This window comes from Aquibacillus rhizosphaerae, from assembly GCF_030282825.1.
Taxonomy (GTDB): domain Bacteria; phylum Bacillota; class Bacilli; order Bacillales; family Amphibacillaceae; genus Aquibacillus_C; species Aquibacillus_C rhizosphaerae.
In genome coordinates this window covers 564,697-576,255 of sequence record NZ_JASTZU010000063.1, presented here as the reverse complement: position 1 = coordinate 576,255, position 11,559 = coordinate 564,697, and the positions used below count along the sequence as shown (strand labels likewise).

General features: G+C 36.8%; 10 protein-coding genes. 4 read left to right on the top strand and 6 right to left on the bottom strand.

Going from position 1 to position 11,559, the window contains the following annotated elements; all coding sequences use genetic code 11:
- Positions 1-264: 264 nt before the first annotated feature.
- Positions 265-2,325, top strand: a complete 2,061-nt coding sequence (locus QQS35_RS23000; protein WP_407934004.1) for an Ig domain protein group 2 domain protein — start codon at positions 265-267, stop codon at positions 2,323-2,325.
- A gap of 278 nt (positions 2,326-2,603) precedes the next feature.
- Positions 2,604-2,927 (top strand): DUF2628 domain-containing protein, encoded by a 324-nt coding sequence (locus tag QQS35_RS22780; RefSeq protein ID WP_285934557.1) that lies wholly within the window; start codon positions 2,604-2,606, stop codon positions 2,925-2,927.
- A gap of 120 nt (positions 2,928-3,047) precedes the next feature.
- Here the strand turns inward: QQS35_RS22780 and QQS35_RS22775 are convergent, their stop codons facing one another.
- The 3 genes from QQS35_RS22775 to QQS35_RS22765 all read right to left on the bottom strand — a co-directional run bounded on the left by QQS35_RS22775 (position 3,048) and on the right by QQS35_RS22765 (position 6,610).
- The gene (locus QQS35_RS22775; protein WP_285934556.1) at positions 3,048-4,001 is read right to left on the bottom strand and encodes an arabinan endo-1,5-alpha-L-arabinosidase; all 954 of its coding nucleotides are present in this window, start codon (positions 3,999-4,001) and stop codon (positions 3,048-3,050) included.
- 231 nt (positions 4,002-4,232) lie between these two features.
- A complete protein-coding gene (locus QQS35_RS22770; protein ID WP_285934555.1) occupies positions 4,233-5,228 on the bottom strand; it encodes a hydroxyacid dehydrogenase in 996 nt (331 codons plus the stop codon).
- A gap of 242 nt (positions 5,229-5,470) precedes the next feature.
- The gene (locus tag QQS35_RS22765; protein WP_285934554.1) at positions 5,471-6,610 is read right to left on the bottom strand and encodes a DUF2264 domain-containing protein; all 1,140 of its coding nucleotides are present in this window, start codon (positions 6,608-6,610) and stop codon (positions 5,471-5,473) included.
- A gap of 307 nt (positions 6,611-6,917) precedes the next feature.
- On the opposite strand from QQS35_RS22765, the gene QQS35_RS22760 reads away from it, so the two are divergent.
- Both QQS35_RS22760 and QQS35_RS22755 read left to right on the top strand, forming a co-directional pair.
- Positions 6,918-7,787, top strand: coding sequence for an AraC family transcriptional regulator (locus QQS35_RS22760; RefSeq protein ID WP_285934553.1), 870 nt, complete (start codon positions 6,918-6,920; stop codon positions 7,785-7,787).
- Positions 7,788-8,289: 502 nt separating this feature from the next.
- The gene (locus QQS35_RS22755; RefSeq protein WP_285934552.1) at positions 8,290-8,766 is read left to right on the top strand and encodes a hypothetical protein; all 477 of its coding nucleotides are present in this window, start codon (positions 8,290-8,292) and stop codon (positions 8,764-8,766) included.
- 265 nt (positions 8,767-9,031) lie between these two features.
- Here QQS35_RS22755 and QQS35_RS22750 read toward each other — a convergent pair whose 3' ends face one another.
- From QQS35_RS22750 to QQS35_RS22740, 3 genes are all read right to left on the bottom strand, one after another.
- Positions 9,032-9,685 (bottom strand): DUF3889 domain-containing protein, encoded by a 654-nt coding sequence (locus QQS35_RS22750; protein WP_285934551.1) that lies wholly within the window; start codon positions 9,683-9,685, stop codon positions 9,032-9,034.
- A 433-nt stretch (positions 9,686-10,118) separates the two neighbouring features.
- Positions 10,119-10,838, bottom strand: coding sequence for a 5-formyltetrahydrofolate cyclo-ligase (locus QQS35_RS22745; protein ID WP_285934550.1), 720 nt, complete (start codon positions 10,836-10,838; stop codon positions 10,119-10,121).
- 235 nt (positions 10,839-11,073) lie between these two features.
- Positions 11,074-11,490 (bottom strand): hypothetical protein, encoded by a 417-nt coding sequence (locus QQS35_RS22740; RefSeq protein ID WP_285934549.1) that lies wholly within the window; start codon positions 11,488-11,490, stop codon positions 11,074-11,076.
- Positions 11,491-11,559: the final 69 nt, after the last annotated feature.

Here is an 11,559-nt window from a genome sequence, read left to right as displayed (position 1 = left end):
AAAGCACATTTTTAAAGTGTCATGGTCATTCGAATAAAGGTTTATTAAGAAACATAGAAAAAAACGCTAGTTTTTCACTGGTCCCGGACGGTTCCTTGCTTCCATAATATTTGATTTGGAAGCAGAGAACCGTCCCCTGCTTCTTCACTTAAAATTAACGAGAATTTAACTTTTCCTCTATACTAACTCTATATTCGTTTGCTAGATTGTAAGTGTTAGAAGGATTTCTCACAAATGAAGGAGGAATGTACGTTGATTAAAAAAATGTTGATTAGTCTAGTATTGGTAGCAAGCTTATTTGGATTTGTGGTTCCGAGTGTATTAGCTGAAAGTCCAACAGATCCAGCTCCAGAGATTTCCCCGCCTGGAAATGCTAACGGAAAGTCTGTATTATTTGATAACGCCCACGGTCAAACCGCTGGAGCAGCTGACTGGGTGATTGATGGCGCATTTTCTGATTTTGCTGATGCGATTGCAGACGAAGGCTACTTTGTAAAAGAATTAAGAAAGGAAGGCAGGATTACCCTAAGTGATTTAAGTAACTATGAGGTATTCGTTATTCCTGAAGCCAATATTCCTTTTTCTACACAAGAACAACAAGCATTATTAGATTATGTGGATCAAGGAGGTAGTATCTTTTTCATCGCAGATCATTATAATGCAGATAGAAACAAAAATAGATGGGATTCTTCAGAAGTTTTTAATGGGTATCGCAGAGGGGCTTGGAATGACCCAACGCTTGGCATGAGCCAAGAAGAAGCGAATTCATTCTATATGACAAATGTGAATAGCTCTGATTGGCTATCCAACAACTTTGGTATCAGAATTCGTTACAATGCTTTGGGTAATGTTGCTGGTGATATTATCGTTTCCCCACAGCAAAGTTTCGATATTACCGAAAATGTAACAGAAATGACAATGCACGCAGGTTCGACACTTGCAATAACTGATCCAAATAAAGCAAAAGGTATTGTATATGTCGAAGAGACAACACAAGCTTGGTCACATGCAGTAGATCAGGGTGTCTATAATGGCGGCGGTGTAGCAGAAGGTCCGTATGTTGCCATTTCAAAGCCAAGTCTAGGGAAAGTGGCAGTGATTGGAGATTCTTCACCTGTTGAGGATATCACTCCAAAATATAAACGGGAAGAAAATGGTCAAACAAAAACAACCTATGATGGTTTCTATGATCAGGATAATCATGTGTTGTTAACAAATTTGATTAATTGGCTAGCAGAACAAGAGACTTATACTTCATTTGATCAAGTTTCAGGTTTGCAACTTGACCAGCCGACTGATTTATTAACGATTGAAAATCCCCAGACATCTACAGAGCCTGAACAAGAGCCTTGGGCAACCCCGTCTCCCGGATATAATTGGTGGGATAATTCTACTTTTAGTGTTGGCTCATATGGTTATAATGATACTCGTAGTGAAGAACCTCCCACTGAAACGGATGGGACCGAGAATTTTGAAAGCGGCAGTAAAGGAGCATATGCAGCTGGTAATGTTTCTTTAGATTCTGGTGAATGGCATTTTGACAATGCACTACTTGGTACGTTAGCCTCTGATAAAAAGAGCGGTTCACAATCTGCTCGTATTCGATCCAACGGAAAGATCAGTATGAATTTTGATGTAGAAAGTGCTCACTCAGTGACCGTCTCTCATGCGAATTTTGGAAGTGATACCGGTGCCGCGTGGTCGCTACAGAAATCGACGGATGGTGGTAGTAGTTGGACAAACGTTGCTGGTCCTTTTGCAAGTAACAGTTCACTTGAAGAAAAAACAGTCGCTGTAGAGGAAGCGGGAACGGTCAGATTTAAAATTGTTGTAAGCGGAACTTCAGGTAAACGAGTGAACATTGATAACTTTACAATCGAAAAAGCAACGAGTGAACCTCTAGAAGAATTTGATACAGGTTCTAAAGGAGCATATGCAGCTGGTAATATAAATCTAGCGTCAGGAAACTGGCATTTTGATAATGCACTTCTTGGCAATTTGTCCTCGGATAAGAAAGATGGGTCCCAATCTGCACGTATTCGTTCCAATGGAGCAATTCTTATGAATTTTGACGTTAACAGGTCCAGTACTGTAACACTATCTCATGCGAATTTCGGAGAGGATTCCGGTGCCGCGTGGTCACTTCAAAAATCGACGGATGGCGGTAATAATTGGACGAATGTAGCAGGTCCATTTACAAGTAATGCGAGCTTAGAAGAGAAAACAATTAGCGTGAATGAAACAGACCCTGTTCGATTTAAAATAGCGGTAAATGGAAATACTGGGAAAAGAATCAATATAGATAAGCTTATTGTAAATCCATAATGGTATTTGGAAGCAGGGGACGGTTCCTTGCTTCCTTTTTCTATCTTATCTCTCCAAAAAACACTTGTCCTTATGCAAGGTATAGTATTTTCCCTATGAGCATTTTCATCTGATATCACAATTATTAAGACATGAAATCTTAACCTATAGTCTTTTAGACAGGGGGTATATAGTCCCTCGTGCAATTATATTGATAATTTTTAATAAAATCAGTTAATATATGTCATATTTTGTAGTATAATTAGACTGTTCGTACTAAGTGGAAAGGAGGAGATGACATGAAAGGTATTTTAAAGAACGAAGCTGGAATAACAAAGAAAGTCAAAATCGGTTTTAGTTGGACTACATTCTTCTTTGGATTTATTCCTGCCCTAATTAGAGGAGATTTAAAATGGGCTGTAATAATGTTTCTTTTGGCAGCTGTAGCGGGTGCTTTCACATTTGGCGTTGGAGCTTGGATTCCTGGTCTTATTTTTTCTTTTGTTTATAATAAGTTATACATAAAAGAGCTTCTTGAAAAAGGCTATAAGCCGGCTAATGAAGAAACAAAAAGGGAGTTGGAAGCTAGAGGAATTACTTCTGGTATTACAACTGCAGCATAAAAAGGCTTTGAAAACTGGTCACTTCGTGTGATCAGTTTTTTTGTCTTGAAGAAAGCAGGGACGGTTCCTTGCTTCCAAAATCTTTGTTTTGGAAGCGGAGAACCGTCCCCTGCTTCTTCCTCATTTTTTCAAGTAAGGCCAATTATCCGCATCCCAATATAATGGTCTTATTTGCAATGTCGGTTTTCCTTCATTCAAAGCATCATAGGCATGATTGACTAAAATAGAGGAGTCACCATCACCTGAGAAGAAAACAGCACAATGACCAGGTCCTATCCAACGATCATCTCCAGCATCAATTTGTGTCCCGCCTCCCTCCATCATGGAGACACCATCTTTATCGAAATATGGCCCCGTGATATCTTTCGAGCGTCCAACGACAATATTATATGTACTTTCTACTCCGCGACAGCAGAAGTCAAAGGATACAAATTGAAAATAATAGCCATGACGATGTACGATGAAAGGCGCTTCAATTGTATTAGGTTGCTCCGTCCGACTGGAGATGGATAAAAGTTCTGCACCTTCTTTTGGCTTCATTGTCTTCGGATCCAATTCAATCAATTTGTTACCTGACCAGAAAGAACCAAAATTTAACCAGGGCTTGCCTTGTTCGTCAACAATCAAATTTGGATCAATCGCATTGTAATTATCTTCTTCTGTAGAGTGGATTACATGACCATGATCTTTCCAATCATAATCAGGGTGGTTCGGATCAATCGTTGTGTTTGTTACCAAACCAATGGCAGACGTATTTTTTCCAAATGTAGAAACGGAATAATATAAATAGTAAATGCCATTATGAAGCGATATATCTGGTGCCCAAAGACTTTCCTCGTCTTTTTCTGGCACATACGCTTTACACCATTCTGGTAAGGTTTCGAAAATAGAACCTTCCGCCTTCCAATTAGAACCATCTTCTGACGATTTTATCTGTACCCCTCTTCCTGTGTGAAAAACATACCAAGTATTCCCCTCTTTAGAAATGACGGGATCGTGTGCCCATAATTGACCTTTTAAGTCCCAGTCTACCTCATAAAAATTAACGCCCTCAAAAGATTTTGTATTAAACATAAATTTTTCTCCCTTCAGATCTTTCCGTTTGGATATCGCGTACCTTATAAGCTAATTTCTCAGCAAGCCGAAGAACAATTTAATTATAAGCGTTTTCATCACTTTTAGTAAATAAGTCAAAGCATAAATTATGTTAATTTAATGCGTTTAAAAGAAGCAGGGAACGGTCCAAAACTTTTGATGCGTGAGCGCACGAGCCTTCACCCTGCTTCTTATAATTAACGAGGAACCTTAAGCTAAAATATTAAAATGTTCTTTCTTAACCTGCCATTGCAACGGTACTCCATTTAGGTATCGTTTAAACTCTTCTAGCATATAGTGGCCCATTCTTCCACATTCTTTCCCTTCACTTCCTGCCAAGTGTGGTGTTAATACCACATTATCTAATTGATAAAGAGGAGAGTCTTGGTTTGGTGGTTCAGGAAAAGTTACATCTAAGACAGCCGTTATATCTGACCTTTCTTGTAAAACTTCAATCATTTCTGTTTCTCTTACTATAGCTCCTCTTGAAGTATTGATGAAACTAGAGCTTGGAGGCATTTGAGAAAAATGTTCTTTGCCAATCATGTCCTTGGTCTCATCTAAAAGAGGTGCATGTAAAGAAACTACTTCTGATTTTCTGAAAATTTCATCCAAGCTACATAGTTCCACACCTAACTGTTTGGCTTCTTCTTCCTTGATATATGGATCGTAGCCAATCACTTTAATATCAAATGGTTTAAGTAGCTCACAAACAATTTTCCCAACTGTACTTAAAGAAATTACTCCAACCGTGCTTCCAAAAGCACCTGGGATATCAAAAGGTTTTTTGGGGAATTGCTTTGTACTTCTAACACTTCTCGTAAATGTCCATCCTTTCTTTAAGCAGAACAAAATCTGTGATAGTGTAAATTCTGCCACTGGTACAGCATTCGCTCTAACAGCATTAGTGATTAATAGTTCACGATCCCAGGCTTCATCGGTTACAATATTCTTTAGTGATCCCGCAGCATAAAAAAATGCTTTTAGATTTGGTGCCGCATCAAGCAAAGCTTGATCAAGCTTTGGACCTCCCCAACCAGAAAAAATCACTTCTACCTCCTTTAAAACTGAAAGGTCCTGCTGAATTTGTTGATTGGTCATAGGTGATCGATATATATCTGATAAAGTCGCAATTTCTTTCCTCACTTCTTCTGAATATACTAATTCAAATGGATCTTGATCCATAATGTACAATCCTTTTACCATCATTATCACTCTTTCCTTATTAGACTATGACATGGGACAAGTAATGCGGCCCAATTAATAGGCCTTATAAGATTTGGATTTCAAAACGATAGGCAAGAAGTCTCCATCTTCCACCTTGGATGAATCATATTGTCTGGACAATATAGGACAAATGCATTCTGTTTTAGTACGATATAAATGGATGTTTTTTGTGAATATATGATTCCACTCACTTTTTTTCATGGATTGTGCTAAAGATAGAATTAATGTAGAGCTGCATCGATGGAAATTGATTTTCCTGACCAAGCTTTCTTCGTTGTCCACTCTTCTTCCCCTTGCCAAAAAGAATCATCCGACGACAAGCCTAATGGAAGGAAAACGGTCGCACACAAATATAAACTTCCGGTAGAAATATAAGGTTCGCCTAATTGAGGCTGATGACCACATAAACCGATTTTTAACCATCCCTCATCATCAAAGGTTCCTGGCATTTCTATCAATCTTCTAATTACAGCTGTTAATGCGCACCGAACTTGTGCTGGCTTAAGACTATCATCTAACCTCTGTTGCAAAGCCATCTGCGCTAAATGTTGGAATGCTCCAAAGCGATAAGCTATCGATCTTCCTACAATAGGAAAAGTACCTTCTGGTGAAATACTTCTCTCCAAAATCACCGCATATCTTATAGCTCTTTGGTGAATTTTGGACTTCATCTCTTGCCAATCAGGTGAAAGATGAGCAACATGATCAATAATATCTACCATCATAGGTTGAATAACAAAACTGTTATAATAATCTGCATGAAATGCTGGGCCATCTCCATATACGCCATCACCTACATACCATTGCTCATGTTGTTTTAATGCGTAGTCAACCCTCATTTGATCCCAATCTTCCTCAAGTATATATAAAGCAGTTTCAATCATTGCAGAAAATAATAGCCAGTTGTTGAAGTGTGGTTTTCGGGTACGTGTTTGTTTTAATGCTTCAATAACTTTAATCTTTACGGTCGGTTCTAGTTTTCCTATCAGTTCCTTAGGTGCACGCACTAAGGCATGAGCAAGGAAGGCAGTATCAACAATGGGTTGGTGACCATTTGAGAAATTCATATAATCTGGTGATAGTTGGTCCGTCGCTTCTTTTATACCACTTCTAATAAGCTCTGCATATTGCTTTCTTAGTAAGCCTTCTTCACCATCCTCTGGACCATTTTCAATCCACGGAGCCATCCCACACACCAGCCTAGCAAACGCTTCCAAATGAGTATAATCTTTTTGACCTTCATTCTTTCCTTCAACAGGCATACGTTGCTTTAACTGTTTATTCGCTAGAGAAGTAAGGACTGGATTAGCAATTTTTAGCATCGTTTTTAACCAATACGCTCGGTCATTAATATTTGACATACATTCACCCCTAATTTAATTATGGTTTTAGTTATAATTAACAAAATTTCACTTTGCTAATTATATCAGGTTATTAAATTATAACTTGGCTCATAGGATAAAAGTTGTTGTATAATAACTAATAATATCGTTATATTGTTCTAACTTAAATTTAGAACAAATTGTAATCTTATTTAAGTGTAACAAAGTATGGGTTCATTATTCTTCAATAGGTACGCGAAATGGAAATAATTCGTATTTAAAGACTATTTAATAAAGTTTTCATCATAAAACTTTATACAATACACCACATATACGGAGGGTAAAAATGAAGAATAATTTATTTGAACAAATAGATTTAAAGCCGTTTCATTGGATTTATCGTAGAGTTTCAGACAAGGATTTTCAAGGATTTTATCACTGGCACCAAGGGTGTGAATTACTATTTGTCTATCGCGGACATGGGCGTGTTATTGTAAATCAGCAGACTTATGAATTAAAAAAGGGAATGCTTTTCTTTTTTCAACCTTTTCAATTACATAAAGTACATGTTGAAGTATCCGCTGATACGCCCTATGAGCGGAGTATCATGCACTTTGATCCACTAACTCTCGGAAAAAACTTGCACTTGTTTCCTGGTCTTAATGCCTTATTAAATCAATTACAAAATGGTGTAAATGAAACTCAAGCATTTGATTTAGAAAATGAATATGATTATATGTACGTGGTATGTGAAATATTTAATAAATCATTACACACAAGCCATATGGAGGAAGATAGTCAGCTGTTTCTTATGCAATTGCTCTCTTGTATCCGTTCCAACATTCACGATGTTGAACTAGATATACCCACTAATAACAAATTTCGTTCCCTTCACTATTCAGAACGGATTATGAATTGGGTAGAAGAACATTACATGGAACCTTTTGACTTGGAACGGTTATCGGCTGAACTTCACTTATCAAAGTCCTATGTCTCAAGAGTATTCAAACGTGAAACTGGAAATAGTTTAACAGAATATATTACTATTCTGAGAATCAAGCAAGCTTGTCAATTACTACAGATGACCCAGAAACCAATAGAATTAATCGGTGAGAGCGTAGGGTTAGGAAGCGTATCCTATTTTATACAGTTGTTTAAAAAAATGATAGGAACAACTCCACACCAATATAGACTTTCACATCAAGCAATTCAATAGGAAGCAGGGAAACAGTTCCCTGCTTCTTTTTAATCTACCTTTGTGACTCTGGATTGATAGTTTTTCAACAGTTTCATTAAATCCCCTACTGACATCTTGCTCATTAATTCGGCAAAAGATTATATTAATTAATCAATTTCATAATAACAATTTTTTCGTCACTTACAACAATATATAGTTGGGTAAAACCATTTCCAAACTATATAATTAAAAGTGCTCATCAAGTTAAATTTGTAAAACAAGATTGCCTATGGAGAAAAGCGAATGGGTTAGCAAAATAATAAAATTTCGCACCAAAGATACGAAAGTTAGGAGGAAAGCAACTTGAAAAATAGTAAACATAACTTTTAGAACTGATGCTTTGAGTAAATCCCTACTAACATGCATTCATAGATCATATTTAATTACTTTTCTCGTGGGTACACGCACATTTTTCTAGGTACAAGTTTATAGACCAATGACTACTGAATAGGATGATAGGAAAAGTCAGAGGAGTGATATAATGTATTCAACAAATGAAAAAGGGTATTTGCAAAATTCATATGAACAGAACTCATTTCCTTTATCCGTACCATTTCAACCAAATAATTTCCCACATGTAACTGTCGACGAAAGACAAATGATTCCGAATTTCCCATGGCAAGGAGGTTCTATGGGCCCGCAAATTGGTTTTCCTGGCTCACCGCCAACTACACCACCAGGGCAAGATATGCAAGGAGGACCTCCAACATCACCACCTCCATCTTATGTTCCTACACAAGCGCAAACACAGCAAGCATCAACGTTTGCCGTTGATCCCGGAAGTATTAGTGGATGTCTATTCAAATTCACGTATGTGTGGGCGCGAGGTTTTCAGCAATTTTGGTTTTATCCAACATTTGTTGGTAGAGATTCAGTCTCGGGATATCGATGGATTGGATTTAGATGGGTTTATTCCGGAATAAGCTTACGTCAAATTCAATCGTTCACTTGCTTTTAAACGCATAATAAGCTATCCACTATTGGGATTCCATAGGTGAAAGAATTGGCTAGCTGCCACTTGAATCAGGTTTTATTTTCCAGATTTAGATTTTGGTCGACTAGGAATTGGGATAAGTAGCCTAACTAAAAAGTGGAATACAAATCTTAACTAGTATAGCTAGTGGGAGTATTATTAATTTCAAGACAATATATTATTGATTCAGAAAAAATAGGGGACATCTTACTTCCATCTAAGGAAGCAAGATGTCCCCTCACATGCAACCTTACATTCCCACTTCCTGTATATCAAAAGCAATAATTCTATCTGTTCTCGGGTTATACGCTACATTACCTCTTACTTTTTTCGTTTCTTGAGATGATTTTAAAATGAACTCATACACTTCTTTTTCTTGAGTTGGAGATACATTTGTTTTATTCACTAAATTATATTCCGTTACATTGTAGGATGGATATCCTGCTTGGGTAATTTCTAGCAAGTATTTCCCCCACTTCTCCTGTTCAAGTTCAGGAGAATAGGTCATTTCCACATTAATTACCCCAATACTTGGATTAGCTCCTAACGTTTCAAATGCTTTTCGATGTACGTTAATTTGGTTAGCTAAAAATCCAGGTACTTTATCTACAATCGTAACAATAACCTCTCTGTTGTTCGAAATATTCTTTACCTTCAAAGTCTCACCACATTGGTAATTCGTAGTTGCCCCTACAGCAGCAGTCATAAATTGATTTGTTGACCACGGAATCCCACACTGCGTTATAGGTCCTCCATCTGTCCAATATGCCTGACCTTGTATAGGTTGTTGACGAAGATAACTATATGGAACGGGATTGGCGTTCCAGTGTTCATATTTTTCCTGACCAGTGGGATACGTTACATTAGGATTTCCATATGAAAAATAGGGATAATTTGCATACATTATTATTCCTCCATATCTATTACATTTTTTATAAGATATGCTTTTCATAGGCTGACTTGTGACAAAAGTACAGGAATAAACCTTGGGTGATTAGATAATTACTCTAATTTCAAACTTATACTGTTCTTTCTCGTTAGGGATACGCGTTAATAAGCGTAATCGATATAATTCTGTTTTTTTCTACATAACTAGCTTTGGAAGCACTTCATTTTACATATCCTATTTATAAATTCTATTACTTCAAAAACTTAATCTATTAAAATTAATAGTGCAACTGTGAATAGATGAACACCAATAGGGAAGGGTTTTTATGTGGGGAATAAATGAGTCTATATACAGCCAGCCGAATTCCATAAGTTAAATATGAAGGTATTATATTAAGATATGCAGTATAAATTACTAAGGAACGGAATAAAACACGGGAAGAGAAAACCTATGTCCCGTTCCTTGTAAGTTCTTGTATTTCTCTTAAAACGGGCATGGCTTCTAATTCCTCTTCTGTTACAAGGTCCCATTGTATGCCGTTTGGCTTCTTATATGGAGAATCAGTTTTAATAAGTTCTTTTTCTGTTGCAATCCAATCAACAGTTAGATCAAAAGGATCTATCGGTATATCCTTATCAGTTAACTGAGCACTGTGAATCGTACCAATAACCGGAATATCTGGATTTCCAAGTTCTCTTATAATCGCATATTCCCGGTCTGCATACCCTTCCCCTTTTCCTATTCTTCTGCCATCTCTATTTAATGCAACAGAACCCGCAAAGAATAAGTCAATGTTTGGAATCTCGTCAAGGGCAATCTCTTTACCGTAAGATTTTATATGAGATAGACTAGCTGCTCTTCTTTCTTCGCCCGTTGGGACCCATGCTGGCTTTACGATGATGAACCCAGCTTTTAACCTGGGGGTCGGTACAAGTAATGTCTTCATGTCCTTCAATATTTGTGCTCGAATTGGAAGCTGTGGAGCGTCCGGATTAACTTTAATTACTTTTGCGTTTTGATACTCAGGCATTTGGGTTACAAAATGCGCTGCCTTTTCTGCACCTTTAAAATTAGGAATGCGATTTTGTAACGGGAAAGGAAATCTCCCCAGCTTGTTGTCAGTTAAATACTTCCACTTTTCCTCACGAACTTCTTGTTTAGTTACCAAATTATTTCCACCTACTATACCTATGAGAGTTTATATGTAATTTAGTATATACAACTTTAGGTATTTTTGCGAAAGCAGATCTGCTAATCCAAACTTATTTTATGCTTTATAATAACCCATTTATTATCAGCGACAGCCTCTCACCATTAAAATAGTGAGCTTCCCAGTTGAAAGTAAACGATTAATCATATTTTTTAAATCTCTATTCCACAAAAGATCTCCTTAAACAGAATATTTATACACTCATCGTTTTAGGTTTATTGCTTTTTAGGGATGCAACTAGTTTCTTTTTGAGTTTATCCGATTCGATTATTTTATTTGATACATCTATAAACTCGAGCTCGTCATCATTATCAAGCGCATGATCCACCTGAAAGTTTAAATAGTTTAAAGTCAATTCTATGTCTATTATAGAAAGTAACAGGCCTTGTGAATGATAGTAATCCAAATCTGAAAGAGCAGCAAAAAAAGAGTTTTGACTGTTATGTTCAATCAAAAAATACCATCCTACTCCATTGATATATTTACGTTCATTAATAATTTTAATTACATCGCCTTTATTAATTTTTATAACTTCTGAATGATCACCGTCAGGACAAAAACAATCTATCTGATGAAAAAATGATTGGACCGTTATAAAATGTTTAACCATCCCTATTATCCCCTTTTATTTGCTATTATTTTCTTAAATTGTTGATAACCTCTTAAATAGCACGATTCA

Excerpts from the sequence above, each read along its gene's own strand:
- QQS35_RS23000 (WP_407934004.1), top strand. The coding sequence starts at position 265 with ATGTTGATTAGTCTAGTATTGGTAGCAAGCTTATTTGGATTTGTGGTT.
- QQS35_RS22780 (WP_285934557.1), top strand. The coding sequence starts at position 2,604 with ATGAAAGGTATTTTAAAGAACGAAGCTGGAATAACAAAGAAAGTCAAA.
- QQS35_RS22775 (WP_285934556.1), bottom strand. The coding sequence starts at position 4,001 with ATGTTTAATACAAAATCTTTTGAGGGCGTTAATTTTTATGAGGTAGAC.
- QQS35_RS22770 (WP_285934555.1), bottom strand. The coding sequence starts at position 5,228 with ATGGTAAAAGGATTGTACATTATGGATCAAGATCCATTTGAATTAGTA.
- QQS35_RS22765 (WP_285934554.1), bottom strand. The coding sequence starts at position 6,610 with ATGTCAAATATTAATGACCGAGCGTATTGGTTAAAAACGATGCTAAAA.
- QQS35_RS22760 (WP_285934553.1), top strand. The coding sequence starts at position 6,918 with ATGAAGAATAATTTATTTGAACAAATAGATTTAAAGCCGTTTCATTGG.
- QQS35_RS22755 (WP_285934552.1), top strand. The coding sequence starts at position 8,290 with ATGTATTCAACAAATGAAAAAGGGTATTTGCAAAATTCATATGAACAG.
- QQS35_RS22750 (WP_285934551.1), bottom strand. The coding sequence starts at position 9,685 with ATGTATGCAAATTATCCCTATTTTTCATATGGAAATCCTAATGTAACG.
- QQS35_RS22740 (WP_285934549.1), bottom strand. The coding sequence starts at position 11,490 with ATGGTTAAACATTTTATAACGGTCCAATCATTTTTTCATCAGATAGAT.